This window comes from Paracoccus binzhouensis, assembly GCF_016446475.1.
Lineage (GTDB): Bacteria > Pseudomonadota > Alphaproteobacteria > Rhodobacterales > Rhodobacteraceae > Paracoccus > Paracoccus binzhouensis.
On the sequence record NZ_JAEHFP010000003.1, the window covers coordinates 13,362 to 32,929 of the forward strand.

The following is a 19,568-nucleotide window of genomic DNA, read 5'->3' on the forward strand; positions in this document are numbered from 1 at the left end:
GGTTGACGGATACGGGGGCAGGCCGGCGGAATGCCGGTGCCAGCCTGCCTCGCGCTGTGTGGGCCGGTCAGTTCGGCGGCAGGATGGCCTTGACCACCTGCTTGCCGTCCTGGACCTCGACGAAGAAGCTTTCGCGCGACATTTCGCCGGTCTCGTCCCAGCTGACGTCCATCAGCACGCCGGGGCATTCGGCCACCGTCAGCGTCAGGCCGTGCATCTTGTCGGCGATGGCCTGGCTGTCCGCCTCGCCCACCATCTCGGCCACGCATTTGATGGTATAGGCGGCCGTGTAGCCCTTGATGGCGTTGTGATCGGGCGTGTAGTTGAACTTGGCCTTGAACTTCTCGACCATCTCGGTCATCGCCGGGATGTTGGCGTCGGGGGTCAGGCCGACATGGCCCATGGCGCCGTTGGCGGCGTCGCCGGCCAGCTCGATGACCTTGTGGCCGATCAGCGTCGTCTCGCCCACCAGCGGCAGGGTTACGCCCTGCTTGCGCGCCTCGCGCAGGAAGCGGGCGCTTTCCTCCTCGGTCAGGTAGACGAAGGCGGCGTCGGCCTCGATGCCCTTCAGCTTGACGACATCGGCCGAGAAATCGGTCTGTGCCTGTTCGGTGGGCAGGTCGGCGACGATCTCGAAGCCATGGGCCTCGGCCTCCTTCAGGAAGGATTCGTGCCCGCCCTTGCCGAATTCGGTATTGGCCCAGACCACGGCAACCTTCTTCACGCCCATCTCATCGGCCATGTATTTGGCCATCTTGGGCACGCCCTTCTGCGAGCCGAAGGCGGTGCGGAAGATGTAGGGGTTGTTCATCGCGGTGATCGAGGGCGCCTCGGAGCCGGTGAATTGCGGGATGCCAGCCTGTTTCGCCACCAGCATGTTCACCACCGTCGAGGACGAGAACACCGTGCCGGTGATCGCCACCACGCCGTCGTCGATGGCCTTCTGCACCATGGCGCGGCTGACCTGCGGGTCAGTCTGGCTGTCATATTCGGTGACGGCGACCTGTTCGCCCAGGATGCCGCCGGCGGCGTTGATCTCCTCGAAGCCCATCCGCACGCCGTCGCGGAAATTGGTGCCGGCGGCGGCGCCGGGGCCCGAAAGCTCGACGATCGAGCCGATCTTCAGCTCGGCCAGCGCCGGCATGGCGATCAGTGCCAGCGCGGTCGCGGCGCTGGCGGTCAGAGTTCTGAACATGGTGTTTCCTTCCTCCCTGGTTCGGACCCTGTTTTGCATGGGATCTCCTCTTCCTTCCGGTAATCTGCCATGGCATGCCCCGGGCGAACATTGCAAAACGTGCCGCGATGCATAATCGGCCGGTTATGAGGCGGCCCCGGGGCGTCCTTGGCGCGGCCGGTCAGTCCGGTTCGACCGGCCGGACCCCCATCAGCAGCTCGGCCAGCAGCAGCGCCTGCGCCTCGAACATGCCCGAGCCCGGCATGGTGCCGCAGCCCTTCGCGCGCGCGACGGCGATCAGCGGCGGCAGGGCCGGGCGGGTGACCACGTCGGCGACGAACTGGTCTGCGGTCAGCAGGTCCGTCTCGACCGGCAGCGGGTCGCCCTCGGCCATGCCCAGCGGCGTGGCATTGGCCACCAGCGCAAAGCCGCGCGGATCGGTGCCGCCGATGCGGACCCGGCCGGGAAAGGCGGCCTCCAATCGCGCGATCAGCGCGTCACGCCGCGCCGCGTCGATGTCGTGCAGCGCCAGTTCCGAGGCGCCGCGGGCCAGGATCTCGTAGGCGATGGCCGATCCGGCGCCGCCGGTCCCGACCAGCAGCGCCGGCTTTCCGGCGACGTCGAAGCCCTGTGCGGCGATGCCGTCCATGTAGCCCTGCCCGTCGGTGGCGTCGCCGATCCAGCCGCCGTCCCGGCGCAGCATGATGTTCACCGCGCCCGCCGCCCGCGCCCGCGCCGTGAGGCGACTGCAGAAGGCCAGACAGGGCGCCTTGTGCGGCACCGTCACCACGATGCCCGGGCAGTTCTGCACCGAGCCCGCCTGTGCCAGCCAGCCGGGCAAATCCCCGGGCAGGACATGGATCGGCACCACCATGCCGTTATGGCCGCGATCCGCCATGATCTGGCTCAGCGAGGCCGGCGATTTCACCTGGCCGATCGGATGACCGATGATGGGAAAGATCGCCGTCTCTCCGTCGATGCGCAGCGGTTGTGCCATGGGCTGGTTCCTCTTCCCTTGCGGCGGCCGATTCCGGGCCTCCTCCTGTTCGAGATGGAAGATTGCAGAATCTGGAATATCATTCAATATTAAAATTGACTTCTGATTCAACTTCTGGCTTGATGCCGGCAATGCAGCAAGGAGGGAAGCATGGATCGGATCGCTGTTGCCGTCATCGGTGCCGGTGTCATCGGGCGCACGCATATCGACACGCTGGCGCGCATGCCGGACCTGCAGCTGTCGGCGCTGGTCGATCCCGCCCCCTCCGGCCGGGCGCTGGCCGAATCGCTGGGCGTCCCCTGCCTGCCGGACGTGACGGCGCTGGTCGATTCGGGGCTGGCGCAGGCCGCCATCGTGGCGACGCCGAACGAGACGCATCTGCCGGTCTCGACGGCGCTGCTGGCCGCCGGCATCCCGGTGCTGCTGGAAAAGCCGGTGGCCGAAAGCCTCGATTCGGCGCGGCAACTGATCGCGGTGGCGGATGAAACCGGGGTGCCGCTGCTGGTCGGCCATCACCGGCGGCACAATCCGATCATCCGCGCCGCGCATGAGGCGATCCGCGGCGGCATGCTGGGCGATCTGGTCATGGCGACCGTGACCTGTTCGCTGGCCAAGCCCGATGAATATTTCCAGGCGCCGTGGCGGCGCAGCAGGGGCGCGGGCGGGCCGCTGCTGATCAACCTTGTGCACGAGATCGACCTGCTGCGGCATTTCTTCGGCGAGATCGCCGAGCTGCAGGCCATCGCCAGCCATGCCCGCCGCGGCTTTCCGGTCGAGGATACGGCGGCGGTCTGCCTGCGCTTTGCGGGCGGCGGGCTGGCGACGCTGTGCATCTCGGATGCGGCGGTCGGGCCTTGGGCCTGGGACCTGACGGCGGGCGAGAACATGGCGCGGTTTCCGGCGCATCGCGTCCCGGCGCATCACTATGCCGGCAGCCGGGCGGGGCTGTCGCTGCCCGACCTGCTGTTGTGGCAGCCGCCAGGCGCGCCGGACTGGACGCAGGAGCTGCGGCCCCGTCCACTGCCCGTCCGCCATGGCGACCCCTATCAGGCGCAACTGGCGCATTTCGCCGATCTGGTGCGCCATGGTGGCGCGCCGCGGGTCTCGGCCCGCGACGCCACCGCCAACCTGATCGTGCTGGACGCCATTCGCGCGGCGGCCGAGACGGGGCAACGTGTCGCGGTTGACCTTTCGGCGCTGAATCGCGAACCTGAAACCGTCTTCAACAGCGGAAGCAGATCATGAGCAGCGTTCTGGAAAAAGCCCTCGCCATCGTCGAACTTCTGGTCGATCACCCGATGGGCCTGCCGGTTACCACCATCGCGGCGGTGACGGAACAGCCGGCCAGCGGCGTGCACCGCACCCTGCAGGAACTGGCGCGGTTGGGCTATGTCCGGCAGTTGCAGGCGGGCGGCGATTACGCGCTGACCATCAAGCTGCCGGCCCTGGGCCTGGGCTTCATGGGCCGCGCCGGCATCACCGATGTCGCCCAGCCGGTGCTGGACCAGCTGGCCGCCGACAGCGGCGAGCTGATCCGCCTGTCGGTAATCGACGGCGAGCGGCTGATCTGGGTGGCGGTGGCGCAGGGCGCGACGCGCGGCTTGCGCTATGACCCGGGGCAGGAGCAGGGCGTGGTCGTGCACCTTGCCAGCTCGGCCGGCGGCAAGGCCTGGCTTGCCAGCATGAACGACGACGAGGCACTGGCGCGCGTCGGCGCGCAGGGCCTGCTGCGCCAGGCCGAGGGCATGGGACCGAACGCGCCGACCAGCATCACCCTGCTGCTGCAGCAGCTGGCAGAGGCGCGGGCGCGCGGCTATGCGACGGCGGTGGACAGCTATATCGCCGGCATGGCGGCCATGGCGGTGCCGGTGCGCTATCACGGCGACGGGCCGGTGCTGGGCTGCCTGTCCATCGCTGGTCCGGCGGTGCGCATGACGCCCGAGCGGATGGCGGAACTGGCGCCGCGCCTTCAGGCCGCGGCCGGGGAACTGGGCGCCGCCGCCGCGGGAACCAAGTATTTTCAGGCAAATGTCAGGGCGATCGACGCCGATGCCGAGGACGGGCGGAAAAGCGCATAGGCTTTTTCCCGGCTCGCGCCCCTGACGGGCAGGAGAGAATGGACGTTTCATCCGAACGCAGGCTGGCCTGCGATGTGCTGGTCATTGGCTCGGGGGCCTCGGGGCTGGCGGCTGCGGTCACGGCGGCGCATTTCGGCCTGCGCGTGGTCCTGGCCGAGAAGGCGCCGGTCTTCGGCGGCACCTCGGCCTGGTCCGGGGGCTGGCTGTGGATCCCACGCAATCCCCTGGCCCGCGCCGCCGGTATCGACGAGCCGCCGGAAGCGCCTCGTGAATATCTGCGCAGCGAACTCGGCAACCGCGCCAGCGACCCGCGGCTGGAGGCGTTTCTGGAAAACGGCCCCGAGATGGTGGCCTTCTTTCAGGACCATACGGCAATGCGCTGGGTGGACGGCAATGCGGTCCCGGATTTCCATGAGACGCCGGGGGCGGCGAAAGGCGGGCGTTCGGTCACCGCCATGCCCTATGACGGGCGCGAACTGGGCGACTGGATCGGCAAGCTGCGCCCGCCGCTGGACGTGGCGAGCCTGTGGGGCATGGGCATCGCCAGCGGCGCCGACATGCGGCATTTCTTCCGCGCCAGCCGCAGCCCGTGCTCGGCGCTATACGCGGCGGGGCGGATCGCGCGGCATCTGCGCGATCTGGCGCTGCACCGGCGCGGCATGCAGCTGGTCAACGGCAATGCGCTGGTGGCGCGGCTGCTGCGCTCGGCGCTGGACAAGGGCGTGGTGCTGCTCGACAGCGCGCCGGTCTTGGCGCTGGAACGGCAGGGCGGCCGCGTCGCGGGCGCGCGGCTTTCGACGCCGCAGGGCAAATTGCTGGTCGAGGCGGCGCGCGGCGTGGTGCTGGCCACCGGCGGCTTTCCGCATGATCCGGCGCGGCTGGAGGCGTTGGCCCCGCAGGCGGGCGGCGGGGCGGGGCATTTCTCGGCCGCGCCACGGGCCAATACCGGCGACGGGCTGCGGCTGGCCGAGGCTGCGGGCGCCACGGTCGATGGCGAGCTGGCCTCGAACGTCGCGCTGGCACCGGTTTCGCTGGTGCCGCGCCGGGACGGGACATCCGCGCATTTCCCGCATCTGGTCGAACGCGCCAAGCCCGGCATCATCGCCGTGACCCCGCAAGGCCGGCGCTTTGTCAGCGAGGCGGACAGCTATCACGATTTCATGCGGGCGCTGATCGCCGCCACGCCGCCGGGTGAGGCGCCGCATTGCTGGCTGATCGCCGATCACAGGGCGCAGCGGCGCTGGGGGCTCGGCTGGTCGAAGCCCTTTCCCTTTCCGCTGGGCCCGGCGTTGCGCAGCGGCTATCTGAAACGCGGCCGCACGCTGGAGGAGCTGGCCCGCGCCTGCGCCATTCCCGGCGTGGCGCTGGCCGAGACCGTGGCCCGCTTCAACGCCCATGCCGAACGGGGCGAAGACCCTGATTTCCACCGCGGCGAAAGCCTCTACAACCGCGTGCAGGGCGATGCGGAGCATGGGCCGAACCCCTCGCTGGGGCCGCTGCGGCGCGGGCCGTTCTACGCGGTCAGGATCGTGCCCGGCTCGCTTGGCACCTTTGCTGGGCTCAGGACCGATGCGGCGGCGCGGGTGCTGGGCCAGGACGGCCGGCCGATCCCCGGCCTTTACGCCGTGGGCAACGACATGGCCTCGGTCATGGGCGGGCATTACCCGTCGGGCGGCATCACGCTGGGGCCCGGCATGACATTCGGCTATATCGCCGGCCGCGTTCTGGCCGGCCTGCCCGTGACCGGGCTTTCACAGGAGGAAACGCCATGAGCTATTACGAACTCGCCACCCTCGACACGGTGATCTTTGGCGCGGGCAAGGCCGCGCCGGGCATCGAGGCCTGGGCGGCGCAAGGGCAGGGCCGGCTCTGCGGTGCCTGGGGCACCGATATCGGCACGCTGAACCGGGTCTTCGTGCTGCGCGCCTTCGACAGCCTCGCGCAGCTTTATGAGGAACGCGAGCGCGCCCTGCGCTCGGACAACCCCTTCGGCTGCGCCGATGAGCTGGTGCGGCTGTCGATGGAGAGCTATCGGGCGCTGGATTTCCTGCCGCCGGTCCAGCCCGGCAGCTTCGGCCCGGTCTACGAGTTCCGCACCTACAAGACCAAGGTGAACGGCATCCTGCCCACGATGGAGAAATGGCGCGCGGCGGTGCCGGAGCGCGAGGCCTATTCGAAGCTGACCGTCGCCATGTATGGGCTGGACGGCGAGCCGCGCCTGACCCAGATCTGGCCTTATGAAAGCCTGGCCGCGCGCAGCGAGGCGCGGGCGAAATCGGTCGCGGACGGCAAATGGCCGCCCAAGGGCGGACCGGACTGGCTGTCGCCCGACATGACCAGCCAGATCGCGCTGCCGCTTGGCTTCTCTCCGCTGCAGTGAGGCTGTGATGACGCATCCGCTTTCGCTGGCCTTCCTGACCACATTCGAGGTCGGCCCCGCCGAGGCTGTCCGCATCGCCGCCGCCACCGGCTATCAGATGGTCGGGCTGCGCATCCTGCCCGCCGCGCCGGGGGCCGAGCCGGATTATCCCTTGCTGACCGACGACCGGCTGCTGGCCGAGGTGCGCGCGGCGCTGGACGATACCGGCATCCGGGTCGGCGATGTCGAGATCATCCGGCTGAAGCCGGAAAACGACTGGGATCTGTTCGCCCGGTTCTGCGCCCGCTGCGAGGCGCTGGCGGCGCGCCACGTCCTTGTCGCCGGCGACGATCCGGACCTTGGCCGGCTGACCGACAGCTTTGCGCGTTTCTGCGATCTGGCCGCGCCGCACGGGCTGACGGCGGACCTGGAATTCATGCCCTGGACCGCCGTGCCCGACCTGACCGCGGCGCTGCGCATCGTCGAGGCGGCCGGCCGGCCGAATGGCGGCGTGCTGGTCGATGCGCTGCATTACGACCGCTCGGCCACCACGCTGGCGCAGATCGCGGCGCTGCCGCGGCAAAGGGTGAACTATGTGCAGTTCTGCGACGGCGCCGTGCCCTATGACCCCAGCGACGAGGGCCTGATCCGGGTGGCGCGGGGCGAGCGGCTGTTTCCGGGGTTGGGCGGCATCGACCTGATCGGCCTGGCCCGGGCGATCCCCGACGGCGTTACCGTCAGCGTCGAGGTGCCGCATCGCGCCCTGGCCGGCAAGATCGACGCGCCTGGTCGCGCCGCCATGGCCCATGCCGCGACCATGGCGATCCTGCGCGCGGCGGGCCGGGCCTGAACCGCATCGGCAGGGCGAATTTCCGCAAGAAATCCGCCCCGTTCCCAGCTAGGATCGGCGCATGAAGGAACTGACTCTCCGCCAGGTCGAGGTGATCCGCGCCGTGATGATGGCCGGCACGATCCAGGGCGCGGCCAAGCTGCTGAACGTCTCGGCCCCCGGCATTTCCCGGCTGGTCAAGCATACCGAGGAATCGCTGGACATCCGGCTGTTCGAGCGCAAGGCCGGGCTGTTCGTGCCCTCGACCGAGGCGGCGGCGATCTTCGAGATGGTGCATCAGGTCCATCGCCAGATGGAGAACCTGAACACTGCCGTGGCATCATTGCGCAAGGGCGAGGACGTGCGGCTGTCCTTCGCCTCGGCGCCCTCGATCGCGCAGTTCATCGCCGCCCGCGCGATCCGCGGCATCCGCACCCGCTTTCCCGACCTGTTCATCGACCTGAACATCCTGAAGATCGAGGAGACTTCGGACTATCTGCTGCTGGAGCGCGGCGAATTCGTGCTGATGAGCTCGGCCATCGACAATTCGGCGCTGTCCAGTGCGCCGCTGGCGCATGGCCGGCTGGTCGCCATCGTTCCCGAGGGGCACCGGCTGGCCAGGCAGCGGGCAATCTCGGTCCACGACCTGGCGCGCGAGCCCTTCGTCGGCGTCGATCCGGCCGATCCCTATGGCGAGATCCTGGCCCAGCCGTTCCGAGAGGCGGGGATCGAGCCGCGCTATTCCATGCGCGGCCGTTTCGCGCAGACCGTGGTCAGCCTGGTGCGGCACGGGCTTGGCGTGGCGGTGATCGACGAATTCTCGGTGGCCGAAGTCTATATGCCCGGCGTGGTGCGCCGGCCCTTGGCGGAGCCGGGCGGCATCACCGCCTGGGTGGTGACCAAGAAGGACCGGCAGCTGTCCAGCTTTGCCGAATATGCCATCGGCCGGTTTCGACGCGAACTTGCCGCCGCCGTGGCGCGGGAAAGCTGGGACGCGGCGCCGGACTGACCGGCCTCGGCGCATACGGAAATGCTGCCCGAAGGCGGCATTGGAACGCGACGGCGCAAGGGCCAGCCGCGATCACAGCGGGGCGATCACAGATGGATGCTGCGGAAGGCCGATTGCGAGATGCCCAGTTTCTTCAGGTCGCGGACATCCGGGGTGCGGTGCATGTCCACCGCGGCGGCGACATGGACGGCGGCGCGGAAGGTGCCGAAGAACGAGCGAAGGGACTGAAGGGCAGTCATTTGATTTGCCTGTCTGGTCAATGTTTCAACGACAGACAGATGGGCCCGCTGGTGCGCTTCTGCAACGCAGCATTTGGTCAAGGCCGCCATGACCCTAGATCATGGCGGCCCGGTTCCGGTCCGGCCGGGGCTCAGTCCTCGTCCCCGGCCAGCTGCGCCAGCACCTGGCCCTTGCCGCGCGCCCGCAGGATCAGCGGCACGATCAGCGCCAGCGCAGCCAGGCCCAGCAGCGTGGCGGCGATGGGCGAGTGCAGCAGATAGCCCCAGTCGCCCTGGCTGATCGACAGCGCCCGGCGCAGCTGCTGCTCGGCCATCGGGCCCAGGATCAGGCCGACGACGATGGGCGCGATGGGATAGCCGAACAGCCGCATCACATAGCCCAGCACGCCGAAGCCGAGCAGCATCCCCAGCTCGAAGGTCGAGGGGTTGGCGCCGATGGTGCCCAGCGTGGCGAAAAGCAGGATCCCCGCATAGAGCCAGGGCTTGGGAATGGTCAGCAGCCTGACCCACAGCCCGATCAGCGGCAGGTTCAGCACCAGCAGCATGGCATTGGCGATCAGCAGGCTGGCGATCAGCCCCCAGACCAGCGTCGGGTTGGTGGCAAAGAGCAACGGTCCCGGTTGCAGCCCGAATTGCTGGAAGCCCGCCAGCATGATCGCCGCGGTGGCCGAGGTCGGCAGGCCCAGCGTCAGGAGCGGCACCAGCGTTCCGGCGGCGCTGGCGTTGTTGGCGGCCTCGGGGCCGGCGACGCCCTCGATGGCTCCATTGCCGAATTCCTCGGGGTACTTCGTCAGCTTCTTTTCGGTCGCATAGGACAGGAAGGTGCCGATCTCGGCCCCGCCCGCCGGCATGGCGCCGATGGGAAAGCCGATGACGGTGCCGCGCAGCCAGGGTTTCCACGAGCGCGCCCAGTCCTGGCGGTTCATCCAGACCGAGCCCTTGACGGCGGTCACCTCGTCATCGACCTGCACGCGCTGGCCGGCGATGAACAGCGCCTCGCCCAGGGCGAACATGGCGACGGCCATGGTGGTGACCTCGATCCCGTCCAGCAGTTCCGGCACGCCGAAGGACAGCCGTGCCTGGCCGGTCAGCTGGTCGATGCCGACGCAGGCCAGCGCCAGGCCCAGGAACAGCGAGGTGAGCCCGCGCAGCGCCGAATCGCCGAAGGCGGCCGAGACGGTGACGAAGGCGAGCACCATCAGCGCGAAATATTCCCGCGGGCCGAAGACCAGCGCCAGCTTGACGATGGTCGGCGCCAGGAAGGCCAGAAGCAGCGTTGCCACCAGCCCGGCGATGAAGCTGCCGATGGCGGCGGTGGCCAACGCGGGGCCGCCCCGGCCCTTGCGGGCCATCTTGTTGCCTTCCAGCGCGGTGATGATCGAGGCGCTTTCGCCCGGCGTGTTCAGCAGGATCGAGGTGGTCGAGCCGCCATACATGCCGCCGTAATAGATGCCGGCGAACATGATGAGCGAGCCGGCCGGGTCCAGCCGGTAGGTGACGGGCAGAAGCAGCGCCACGGTCAGCGCCGGGCCGATGCCGGGCAGAACGCCCACGGCGGTGCCCAGCGTCACGCCGATCAGCGCGTAAAGCAGCAGCATCGGGTCGGCCGCGGTGGCCAGACCCTGCAGCAGGAAGTCTAAGGCGCCCATGGCTCAGCCCCCCGGGAAGAACAGCTGCTCCAGCGGCCCGGCGGGCAGGTGCAGCATCAGCAGTTGCGAGAAGATCGTCCAGACCACGAAGGCGAAGACGATGCCGATGGGAATGGTCATGGCCAGGTTGCGCTTGCCGAAGGCCCGGGCGGTAAAGGCGAACAGGATGCCGGTGGCGATCGAGAAGCCGGCCGTGTGCAGCAGCATCAGCTGCACGGCCAGTCCGGCGACGATCCACAGCACCGGCGCCGGGTTCTGCGCCGGGCGTTCGGGGAAATCGCCGCGCAGCCCCTCGACGGCGGTCCAGGCGGCCAGGCCGATCAGGCCCCAGGCCACGACGCGCGGCACGCTGGCGGGGCCGACGCCGGAATAGCCGCCCAGGTCGGCCAGGCGCGCGCTGTCCCACAGCATCACGCCGCCGATCACCGCCAGGCCGGCGGCGACGATCAGCGCCGCCGTATCCCGGCGGCGCGGCGGTTCATGGCGCTGGACGCTCATTTCACCAGACCGATGTCCTTGAGGATGGCGGCGGTCGATTCGATGTCCTTGTCAAGCTGGGCCTCGAATTCGGGACCGGCCAGCCAGGTGTCCATCCAGCCCTTGTCGGCCAGTTGCTTCTGCCAGTTTTCCGACTTGGCCATCTTCTCGATATCGGCGGTGACCTTGGCCTTCTGCTCGTCCGAGAGGCCGGGGGCGGCGGCGACCATGCGCCAGTTCTCGACCGCGACGTCCAGCCCGGCCTCTTTCAGGGTGGGGGCATCGACGCCCTCAAGCCGCTCGGGCGAGCTGACCGCCAGCAGGCGCAGGGTGCCGGCCTGGATCTGGGCCTCGAATTCGCCCAGGGACGAGATGCCCGCCGTCACCTGGTTGCCCAGGATCGCCGCCAGCGCCTCGCCGCCGCCGGAATAGGCGATGTAGTTGATCTTGGTCGGATCGACACCCGCCGCCTTGGCGATCAGGCCCACGGCGATATGGTCGGTGCCGCCGGCCGAGCCGCCGGCCCAGCTGACCGCGCCGGGATCGGCCTTCAGCTTCTCGATCAGCCCGGCCATGTCCTGGATGGGCGAGGCGGCGGGCACCACGATCGCCTCGTATTCGCCGGTCAGCCGGGCGATGGGGGTCACGTCCTTCAGCGAGACGGGCGAGTTGTTGGTCAGGATGGCGCCGACCATCACATAGCCGCCGACGATCAGCGCATCCGGGTTGCCCTTGTTCTGGCTGGCGAATTGCGCCAGGCCGATGGTGCCGCCGGCGCCGGGCACGTTCTGGACCTGCACCGATGGCGAGATGCCTTCCTCTTGCAGCACGGTCTGCATGGTGCGCGCGGTCTGGTCCCAGCCGCCGCCGGGATTGGCCGGCGCGATGATGGTGTAATCGGCCATGGCCGGCAGCGCCATGGCGCCGGCGAAGAGGCTGACGAGAACGAGATGCTTCATGGTTTTCCTCCGCATCGACCGGGCGCGTCGGCGCCGGTCCCGTTTCTGTTTTTTCTGGCTGCGGCCTGCATCTCTCCCGGAATGCGGGCGCTCCTCCGTGAGTCCGGAAACCGGACCCTGCGCCCTTTTCAGCACAGAAACCTGTCACGGACCTGACATGTCGCGAAAAAGCCGCGAAAAAATCTAGCGGCCCGACAGCGCGCGGTTCCAGCGCGCCAGCAGCCGGGCGCGGGTCGCCTGGTCCAGATAGGCCAGCAGGCCGGGGCTGACCGGCACCGGCTTCAGCCGCAGCCCGGCCAGGTCCTGCATGCCGCCCGCCGGCGTCGGCTGGCCCGCCACCTCGAGGCTGACGGCGGAAAGCCGCAGCGTCCTGGACAGCAGCCCCTGACCCTCGGGCGACATCAGGAAGGCCAGGAAGCCCGCGCCCTGTTCGGGATTGCGCGCCGCCGTGGGCACCAGCGCTACGCGCGAGACGACGACGGTGAAGTCGCGCGGCAGGATCAGCCCGATATCGGGATGCCGCCGCGCCCAGTCGGTGACATAGGAGCCGAGCAGGTTGTAGCCGAGCGCCAGCCGGCCGTCGGCGATCCGCTCCAGCAGCGCGCCGGTGGTGGCGTATTGGCGCACCCCGGCGCGGCCCATCGCTTCGGCCACCGCCCAGATGCCGGGATAAAGCTCCTGGTCGCGGGCCAGGAACAGGTAGCCCACGCCCGAGCGCGCCGGATCGTAGGTGCCGATGCGGCCCTGCGCCTCGTCCGGGTGCTCGGCCAGCCAGCGGATCAGGTCGGCGCGGGTGGCGGGGGGCTCCTGCCCGGCGAAGCTGGGCTTGTGATAGGCGAAGACCGCCGGCTCGAAGGTCAGCGCATAGACGGTGTCGCGCCAGTTCGCCCATTCCGGCCAGTCCGGCGTGTCGGGCGTGACCACCGGCCGGGCGAAGCCGTCATTCGCCAGCTTGACCTGCAGGTCCATGGCCGAGGAAAAGACGAAATCGGCCGTGCCGCCGGCCCCTTCGCCCGCCGTCTGGCTTTCGGCGACGATGCGGTCGTGCAGCGCGCCGGTCAGCAGGTCCTCGTAGCGCACCGCCAGGTCGGGATGCGTCCGCTGGAAGGCGACGATCAGCGGCCGGGCCAGGTCGCTGTCCAGCGAGGAATAGATCACCAGCTCCTCGCTCGTCCGGCCGGATGGGGGCGGGAAAAGCGTGGTCTCGGCAAGGCTCGCCCCGGCGGCAAGGACAAGGGCGATTGCTGGCAGAAGGGCGGGCAGGCGCATGATCGGGCCAGCTTGCCCGAGCCGCGCCGCGTTCACAAGCGCCCCCTTCACAAGCCCCGGTTCACAAGGCCTCCGCGCGCCGCTAGGCTGGCGGCGGGAAGGGGACGTCATGCGCATCTTGCTGGTCGAGGACAATCTTTCGCTGGCCGAAGGGCTTGCGCAGCTGCTGCGCCAGTCGGGCTATGCGGTGGACGTGGTGCATGACGGCGCCTCGGCCGAGGCCTTGGCGGCGGCGGAAAGCTTCGATCTGGTGATTCTGGACCTGAACCTGCCTCAGATGGACGGGCTCTCGGTGCTGCGCGCCATGCGGGCGCGGCGCAACCCGGCCGCGGTGATGATCCTGACCGCGCGCGGCACGCCCGAGGAGCGGGTGCGCGGCCTTGACCTTGGCGCCGACGACTACCTGATCAAGCCCTTCGACATCGGCGAGTTCGAGGCGCGCATCCGCTCGCTCCTGCGCCGGCAGGCGGGGCTGCGCACGGCGACGGTCAGCTTCGGCGGGCTGACCTTCGACCAGAACAGCCGCAGCTTCGCGGTGGGCGAGCAGCCGCTGGACCTGCCGGCGCGCGAGCGCGGGCTGCTGGAACTGCTGATCACCCGCGCCGGCAAGGTGGTGCCGCGCGAAAGCATCGTGCAATCGCTGACCTCGCTGGAAGACGACCTGTCCGCAAATGCCATCGAGCAATATGTCAGCCGGCTGCGCAAGCGGCTGGCGCCGGCCGGGCTGACGGTCAGGACCGCGCGCGGCATCGGCTATTTCCTGGACCGGGCCGAGCCTTGAGCGCCGGCCTGCAGCCAGCGCATCGCGGCGCGCATCCGCCGGGCCGCCCCTTCTCGATCCGCCGGCGGCTGCTCTTGTGGCTGCTGGTGGCCACGGCGGTCTTCGGCGCGCTGGCGCTGCTCGACACCTGGCGCGAGGCCAAGCGCATGGCGACGGCGCTGGCGGACCGGGTGCTGGCCGGTTCGGCCCTGGTGATCGCCGAGCGCGCCTCACTGGACGAGGACGGGCGGATCGCCATCGAGATCCCCTATGGCGCGCTGGAAATGCTCAGCTCGGCGGCCGAGGACCGGGTGTTCTATCGCGTCGACGGCCCGCCCGGACGGCTGGTCACCGGCTATGGCGACCTGCCGGTGGCGGCGGCTGTGCCGGGCGGCGACCCGGCCTTTTCGGACGGCAGCTTCCGCGGCGAGCCGGTGCGGGTGGCCAGCCTGGCCCGCGCCGCCTCGACCGGCATCGACGAGGTGCCCTTCATCGTCACCGTGGCCGAGACCACCAGCGCGCGCGAGGAACTGACCCGCACCATCCTGATGCGCTCGGCGCTGCGGCTGGTGTTGATGATGCTGGGCGCGGCGCTGATCGTCGGCATCGCGGTCACGGTCTCGCTGCGGCCGCTGCACCGGCTGGGCGAGGCCATCGCCACCCGCAGCCCCGACGACCTGGGCCCGGTCGAGACACCGGTGCCTTCGGAAGTGCGCGGGCTGGTCGGCACGATCAACGGCTTCATGCTGCGGCTGAAATCGGCGCTGGACGGGCTGCGCAACTTCACCGGCAATGCCGGGCACCAGCTGCGGACGCCGCTGGCGGTGGTGCGCACCCAGCTGGCGCTGGCGGCGCGGGCCCCGACCCTGGTCGAGGCGCAAGCCGCCGCCGCCAAGGGCGATGCCGCCGTCGCCCATGCCGAGCGCATCCTGGCGCAGTTGCTGCTGCTGGCCAAGGTCGATGCGGCGGCCGGGCGGGCCCTGGCGCCCATCGACCTGGCCGCGCTGGCCCGCGACCTCGCCGCCGAGCAGATCCCCGCCGCCGCCGAATCCGGCATCGACCTGGGCTTCGAGGGGCAGGGGCCGCTGCCCATCCGCGCCGAGCCGCTGCTTCTGGGCGAGGCGCTGCAGAACCTGGTTTCGAACGCAATCCTGCATGCCGGGCGCGGCGCCGTGGTCACCATCCGCGTGCGGCGCGAGGCGGGCACGGCCTTGGTCGAGGTCGAGGACGACGGCCCCGGCATCCCCGCCGAGGCCCGCGCCGCCGCCGTGGGCCGCTTCGCCCGCGGCCAGACCCAGGGGCCCGGCATGGGGCTGGGCCTGCCGGTCGTGGACGAAATCGCCCGGCTGTTCGGCGGCGAGCTGAGCCTGCACGAGGGCGCAGGCGGGCGCGGGCTTTGCGCGCGGATCCGCTTCCCGCTGGCCGGCTGACCGCCCGCGCCGCGACAACGGCGCGCTTGGGCCGGGGCCGCATGCATTCTTTCCCTGCGCCCCCTTTCCCTGCGCGCCCGAACCGGGCAGTTTCGCTGCACCGTCCCTTGCCCTGGATCCCCGCGCATGTCCTATGTCCTGCCCGCTCCCGTCACGCCCTCGGTTCCCGTCGCCGGCCGCGCCGAGCGTTTCGCGGTGCGCCGCATCTTCTGCGTCGGCCGCAACTATGCCGACCATGCGCGCGAGATGGGCCACGACCCGGAGCGCGAGCCACCCTTCTTCTTCTCCAAGCCGGCCGATGCGCTGCTGACCGACGATGCGCCGCTGCCCTATCCGCCGCTGACCGCCGACCTGCATTACGAGGCCGAGCTGGTTGTCGCCCTCGGCCACGGCGGCAGCGACATCCCGGTCGGGCAGGCGCCGGATCACGTCTGGGGCTATGCCGCCGGCAACGACTTCACCCGCCGCGACCTGCAGGCCGAAGCGAAGCGGCTGGGCCGGCCCTGGGACATGGCCAAGGGCTTCGACCATTCCGCCGCCTGCGGGGCGATCACCCCGGCGGCAGCATTGGCGGGGCCGCCGGACCATGGCCGCATCGCCTCGACGGTCGATGGCGTGCTGCGCCAGCAGGGCGACCTGTCCCAGATGATCTGGTCGGTGCCCGAGATCGTCGCCATCCTGTCGCGCCATGTCCGCCTGGCGGCGGGCGACCTGATCTTCACCGGCACGCCGGCGGGGGTTGGCGCGCTGTCCCGCGGCGCGCTGGTGGTGGTCGAGATCGACGGCCTTGCCCCGCTGCACACCCGGGTGATCTGAGCGGCGTGGCCGGGTCCGGGCCGGCGGGTGATCCGAGGGGCGCGGCTCAACCCCGCTCGCGGGCGATGTCGCGGGCGATGCGGGCGAAATCCGCCAGGCCAGGCGCGACGGTTTCCTGGCGCTGGGTGATGCCGACCGCGCCCGACAAGAAGCCCGCGCCGGTCGGCAGCTCGACCAGTTCGCCCTGCGCGATCTCGTGCACCACCACCCCGCGCGAGATGAACCACAGCGCCTCCGAGCCCAGGCAGATGCCGCGCCCCAAAGCCAGCGAGACGGTCTCGATCAGCGGCCGCAGCCCCGACAGCCCGTTTGCGGCCAGGTAGTCGTCGACCTGCGGCCGGATCAGCGCCGTGGTCGGCGGCAGGATCACCGGAGAGGCGGCCAGAGCCTCGGGGGCGGGCAGGGCGCGGGCGGGATGATCGGCGCGGGCGACCAGGGTGATCTCGTCCTCGTAGAGATGGTCGAAGCTCAGTCCCGCCATCTCGGCGGCGCCGGGCAGGCGGCCGACGACCAGATCGACCGCGCCTTCGCGCAAAAGCCGCATCAGGTGGAAATGTGGCCCGGTCTCGGCCGCCAGCAGGATCTCGGGGCGCAGGGCGTGAAAGCGCAGCACCACCTGGGGCAGGAAGCGGGTGGCGACGGTCGGCAGCACGCCGACGCGCAGCGCGCCGCCGCTGCCGGGCCGCAGGGCCGCCGCCCCGGCCTCGAGCGATTGCAGCGCCGCGCTGGCATGGCGGCGGAACAGCGCCCCCGCCTCGGTCAGCAGCAGCCGGCGGCCCTGGCGCAGGAACATGGGCTGGCCCAGCAATGTCTCCAGCTCGGCCAGGGTGCGGGACAGGGCCGGCTGCGAGATGCCCTGCGCCCGCGCCACGGGCGACAGCCCGCCTTCGGCCGCGATAGCTAGAAAGGCGCGGATATGGCGCAGCTTGATCCCCGGATGGATAACCGCATGATTATTCATTTCGGTTCATTTAGCATTATCCAAGCGATTTCCCTTATGCCAGATTATGAATCGAGGGAGATAGCCATGCAAGTTCTGATACGCCCCTGGGGGGCGATGCATTACCGGATCGACGGGCCCGCCGATGGGCTGCCGGTGCTTTTCGCCAATTCGCTGGGCACCGATCTGCGCCTGTGGGATCCGTTGCTGGCCGAGATGCCGGGCATTCGCGCCATCCGCTTCGACAAGCGCGGCCACGGCCTCTCCGACGAGGGCGGGGCCTTCCGCATCGAGGACCTGGCCGATGATGCGGCGGCGCTGATCGCGCATCTGGGCCTGGGCCCGGTGGCGCTGGTCGGCCTGTCCATCGGGGGCATGATCGCCCAGAGCCTGGCCGCGCGCCGGCCCGATCTGGTGCGTGCCGCCGTGCTGTCCAACACCGCAGTCCGCATGGGCAGTGCCGAAAGCTGGGCCGAGCGCATCGCCGCCATCCGCGCGGCCGGGATCGGTTCGATCGCCGACACGATCATGCAGCGCTGGTTCGCGCCCGGCTTCCGCGCCCGAGCCGAGCTTGCCGCCTGGCGCAACATGGTGGTGCGCACCTCGGCCGGCGGCTATGTCGCCGCTTGCGAGGCGCTGGCCGCCGCCGACCTGACCGAGGGCGCCCGGGCGCTGCGCCTGCCGGTGCTGGTGATCGCGGGCGACCGGGACGGCTCCTCCCCGGCAGAGCTGGTCGGGGCGACCGCCGCGCTGATCCCCGGCGCCGGATTTCATGTCATCGCCGATGCCGGCCATCTTCCTTGCGTCGAACAACCAAAGGTTTACGCCGCAATCTTGAAGCGCTTTCTGCAGGAAATCGCCCGATGACGACACGCTACGACCAGGGCATGGCCACCCGCCGCCGGGTGCTGGGCGATGCCCATGTGGACCGGGCCGAGGCCGGCAAGACCGCCTTCGACGCGCCCTTCCAGACCCTGATCACCGAATCCGCCTGGGGCTCGGTCTGGTCGCGCGACACCATCAGCCCGCGCGAGCGCTCGATGCTGACCATCGCGCTGCTGGCGGGCCTGGGCAACGATCACGAGCTGGCCATGCATATCCGCGCCACCGCCAATACCGGCGCCACGCCCCAGGACGTGCTCGAGGCGCTGCTGCATGTCGCCATCTATGCCGGCGTGCCGCGCGCGAACCACGCCATCAGGATCGCCAAGGAGACATTCGCCGAAATGGAGGAAAAGCGATGACCCTCAGCCATTCCATCGACCGCGGGCCGCTGTTCTTCCGCGACCGCGACTGGCACCCGCCGGCCTATACGCCGGGCTACAAGACCTCGATGACCCGGGCGCCGCATCGGGCGCTGGTGGCGCTCGGCTCGACGCTCAGCGAGGAAACCGGCCCCGCCTTCGGCCATGACATGCTGGGCGAGCTGGACAACAACCTGATCGTGAACTTCACCGGCCAGCCCGCCATCGGCGAACGCATCATCATGCACGGCCGGGTGCTGGACGAGAACGGCCGCGGCGTGCCGAACGTGCTGGTCGAGATCTGGCAGGCCAATGCCGGCGGCCGCTACCGCCACAAGAAGGACGGCTACCTGGCGCCGCTCGATCCGAACTTCGGCGGCTGCGGGCGCACCGTCACCGCGCAGGACGGTTCCTACGAATTCCTGACCGTGCGCCCCGGCGCCTATCCCTGGCCGAACCACGTCAACAACTGGCGGCCGATGCATATCCATGTCTCGATCTTCGGCACCGGCTTCGGCCAGCGCCTGATCACCCAGATGTATTTCGAGGGCGACCCGCTGATCGCCAGATGCCCGATCGTCAACACCATCGGCCAGGACCGCGCCATCCAGGCGCTGGTCGCGCCGCTTGACATGAACCGGGCGATCCCGATGGATTGTCTGGCCTACAAGTTCGACATCGTGCTGCGCGGCCGCCGCCAGTCGTTCTTCGAGAACCGCAAGGAGGGGATGTGATGCAACGGCTGGACTATCTCAAGGAAACCCCCTCGCAGACCGCCGGCCCCTATGTCCATATCGGCCTGACCCCGAACAAGCTGGGCAATGCCGGCATCTATCCCGCCGACCTGGGCGAAAGCCCGATCCGGCCGGGCGCGCGCGGGCAGGAGATCACCATCACCGGCACGGTGCGGGACGGCGCCGGCATGATCCTGCGCGATGCCCTGATCGAAAGCTGGCAGGCCGATGCCGAGGGCATCTTCCCGGGCAACGACCCGCGCGGCCCGGCCGATCCGAACGTCACCGGCTGGGCGCGGATCATCGCCGATTTCGACTCGGGCGAATGGACGCTGCGGACCGTCAAGCCGGGCCGGGTGCCGTTCCATGACGGCCGGCCGATGGCGCCGCACATCTCGCTCTGGATCGTGGCGCGCGGCATCAATCTCGGCCTGCAGACCCGGATCTATTTCGAGGACGAGGACAATGACTCCTGCCCGGTCCTGCAGCGCATCGAGCATCGTGAGCGCATAGGCACCCTGATCGCCCGCAAGACCGGCGCGCAGGCCTATCGCTTCGACATCATCCTGCAGGGTGAGAACGAAACCGTCTTCTTCGACCTGTGA

21 protein-coding genes are annotated in these 19,568 nt (G+C 69.8%); 13 read left to right on the forward strand and 8 right to left on the reverse strand.

The genetic code is table 11. The features are described from left to right. Nucleotides 1–67: 67 nt before the first annotated feature. Nucleotides 68–1,195, reverse strand: a complete 1,128-nt coding sequence (locus I9P22_RS01960) for an ABC transporter substrate-binding protein (protein ID WP_233253146.1) — start codon at nucleotides 1,193–1,195, stop codon at nucleotides 68–70. A gap of 160 nt (nucleotides 1,196–1,355) precedes the next feature. Beyond that, on the reverse strand, nucleotides 1,356–2,171 hold the full coding sequence (locus I9P22_RS01965; protein WP_199257726.1) for a shikimate dehydrogenase family protein: 816 nt from the start codon (nucleotides 2,169–2,171) through the stop codon (nucleotides 1,356–1,358). 150 nt (nucleotides 2,172–2,321) lie between these two features. On the opposite strand from I9P22_RS01965, the gene I9P22_RS01970 reads away from it, so the two are divergent. From I9P22_RS01970 to I9P22_RS01995, 6 genes are all read left to right on the forward strand, one after another. After that, complete coding sequence (locus I9P22_RS01970; RefSeq protein ID WP_199257727.1) at nucleotides 2,322–3,416, forward strand: Gfo/Idh/MocA family protein; 1,095 nt, start codon at nucleotides 2,322–2,324, stop codon at nucleotides 3,414–3,416. Next, nucleotides 3,413–4,249, forward strand: a complete 837-nt coding sequence (locus I9P22_RS01975) for an IclR family transcriptional regulator (protein ID WP_199257728.1) — start codon at nucleotides 3,413–3,415, stop codon at nucleotides 4,247–4,249. The genes I9P22_RS01970 and I9P22_RS01975 overlap by 4 nt, the downstream gene beginning before the upstream one ends. A gap of 38 nt (nucleotides 4,250–4,287) precedes the next feature. After that, nucleotides 4,288–6,021, forward strand: a complete 1,734-nt coding sequence (locus I9P22_RS01980) for an FAD-dependent oxidoreductase (RefSeq protein WP_199257729.1) — start codon at nucleotides 4,288–4,290, stop codon at nucleotides 6,019–6,021. Continuing rightward, a complete protein-coding gene (locus I9P22_RS01985) occupies nucleotides 6,018–6,629 on the forward strand; it encodes an NIPSNAP family protein (protein ID WP_199257730.1) in 612 nt (203 codons plus the stop codon). The genes I9P22_RS01980 and I9P22_RS01985 overlap by 4 nt, the downstream gene beginning before the upstream one ends. Nucleotides 6,630–6,636: 7 nt before the next feature. Further along, entirely contained in the window at nucleotides 6,637–7,458 is an 822-nt protein-coding gene (locus I9P22_RS01990; RefSeq protein WP_199257731.1) for a sugar phosphate isomerase/epimerase family protein, read from the forward strand. Nucleotides 7,459–7,519: 61 nt separating this feature from the next. After that, entirely contained in the window at nucleotides 7,520–8,446 is a 927-nt protein-coding gene (locus I9P22_RS01995) for a LysR family transcriptional regulator (RefSeq protein WP_199257732.1), read from the forward strand. A gap of 86 nt (nucleotides 8,447–8,532) precedes the next feature. Here I9P22_RS01995 and I9P22_RS02000 read toward each other — a convergent pair whose 3' ends face one another. The 5 genes from I9P22_RS02000 to I9P22_RS02020 form a co-directional block, all read right to left on the reverse strand. Further along, nucleotides 8,533–8,685 carry a hypothetical protein gene (locus tag I9P22_RS02000; RefSeq protein WP_199257733.1) on the reverse strand — a complete coding sequence of 51 codons (153 nt, stop codon included), beginning with the start codon at nucleotides 8,683–8,685 and terminating at the stop codon, nucleotides 8,533–8,535. A 131-nt stretch (nucleotides 8,686–8,816) separates the two neighbouring features. Beyond that, the gene (locus I9P22_RS02005; protein ID WP_199257734.1) at nucleotides 8,817–10,334 is read right to left on the reverse strand and encodes a tripartite tricarboxylate transporter permease; all 1,518 of its coding nucleotides are present in this window, start codon (nucleotides 10,332–10,334) and stop codon (nucleotides 8,817–8,819) included. Between the two features lie 3 nt (nucleotides 10,335–10,337). Continuing rightward, nucleotides 10,338–10,832, reverse strand: a complete 495-nt coding sequence (locus I9P22_RS02010; protein ID WP_199257735.1) for a tripartite tricarboxylate transporter TctB family protein — start codon at nucleotides 10,830–10,832, stop codon at nucleotides 10,338–10,340. Then, on the reverse strand, nucleotides 10,829–11,770 hold the full coding sequence (locus I9P22_RS02015; RefSeq protein WP_199257736.1) for a Bug family tripartite tricarboxylate transporter substrate binding protein: 942 nt from the start codon (nucleotides 11,768–11,770) through the stop codon (nucleotides 10,829–10,831). Before I9P22_RS02015 ends, I9P22_RS02010 begins: the two co-directional genes overlap by 4 nt. A 183-nt stretch (nucleotides 11,771–11,953) precedes the next feature. Next, on the reverse strand, nucleotides 11,954–13,039 hold the full coding sequence (locus I9P22_RS02020) for an ABC transporter substrate-binding protein (protein ID WP_199257737.1): 1,086 nt from the start codon (nucleotides 13,037–13,039) through the stop codon (nucleotides 11,954–11,956). 109 nt (nucleotides 13,040–13,148) lie between these two features. On the opposite strand from I9P22_RS02020, the gene I9P22_RS02025 reads away from it, so the two are divergent. The 3 genes from I9P22_RS02025 to I9P22_RS02035 all read left to right on the forward strand — a co-directional run bounded on the left by I9P22_RS02025 (nucleotide 13,149) and on the right by I9P22_RS02035 (nucleotide 16,045). Further along, nucleotides 13,149–13,820 (forward strand): response regulator, encoded by a 672-nt coding sequence (locus I9P22_RS02025; protein ID WP_199257738.1) that lies wholly within the window; start codon nucleotides 13,149–13,151, stop codon nucleotides 13,818–13,820. Continuing rightward, nucleotides 13,817–15,229 (forward strand): sensor histidine kinase, encoded by a 1,413-nt coding sequence (locus I9P22_RS02030; protein WP_233253147.1) that lies wholly within the window; start codon nucleotides 13,817–13,819, stop codon nucleotides 15,227–15,229. Before I9P22_RS02025 ends, I9P22_RS02030 begins: the two co-directional genes overlap by 4 nt. Nucleotides 15,230–15,355: 126 nt before the next feature. Further along, nucleotides 15,356–16,045, forward strand: a complete 690-nt coding sequence (locus tag I9P22_RS02035; protein ID WP_199257739.1) for a fumarylacetoacetate hydrolase family protein — start codon at nucleotides 15,356–15,358, stop codon at nucleotides 16,043–16,045. Nucleotides 16,046–16,091: 46 nt separating this feature from the next. Here the strand turns inward: I9P22_RS02035 and I9P22_RS02040 are convergent, their stop codons facing one another. Then, nucleotides 16,092–17,006 carry a LysR substrate-binding domain-containing protein gene (locus tag I9P22_RS02040; RefSeq protein ID WP_199257740.1) on the reverse strand — a complete coding sequence of 305 codons (915 nt, stop codon included), beginning with the start codon at nucleotides 17,004–17,006 and terminating at the stop codon, nucleotides 16,092–16,094. A gap of 66 nt (nucleotides 17,007–17,072) precedes the next feature. Here I9P22_RS02040 and pcaD point away from each other — a divergent pair, with 66 nt between their 5' ends. From pcaD to pcaG, 4 genes are read left to right on the forward strand one after another with little or no spacing between them, the layout of a single operon-like run. Continuing rightward, the gene (pcaD, locus tag I9P22_RS02045; RefSeq protein ID WP_199257741.1) at nucleotides 17,073–17,852 is read left to right on the forward strand and encodes a 3-oxoadipate enol-lactonase; all 780 of its coding nucleotides are present in this window, start codon (nucleotides 17,073–17,075) and stop codon (nucleotides 17,850–17,852) included. Next, nucleotides 17,849–18,229, forward strand: coding sequence for a 4-carboxymuconolactone decarboxylase (pcaC, locus tag I9P22_RS02050; RefSeq protein ID WP_199257742.1), 381 nt, complete (start codon nucleotides 17,849–17,851; stop codon nucleotides 18,227–18,229). The genes pcaD and pcaC overlap by 4 nt, the downstream gene beginning before the upstream one ends. Further along, a complete protein-coding gene (gene pcaH / locus I9P22_RS02055; protein WP_199257743.1) occupies nucleotides 18,226–18,963 on the forward strand; it encodes a protocatechuate 3,4-dioxygenase subunit beta in 738 nt (245 codons plus the stop codon). Before pcaC ends, pcaH begins: the two co-directional genes overlap by 4 nt. After that, entirely contained in the window at nucleotides 18,963–19,568 is a 606-nt protein-coding gene (pcaG, locus tag I9P22_RS02060; RefSeq protein ID WP_199257744.1) for a protocatechuate 3,4-dioxygenase subunit alpha, read from the forward strand. Before pcaH ends, pcaG begins: the two co-directional genes overlap by 1 nt.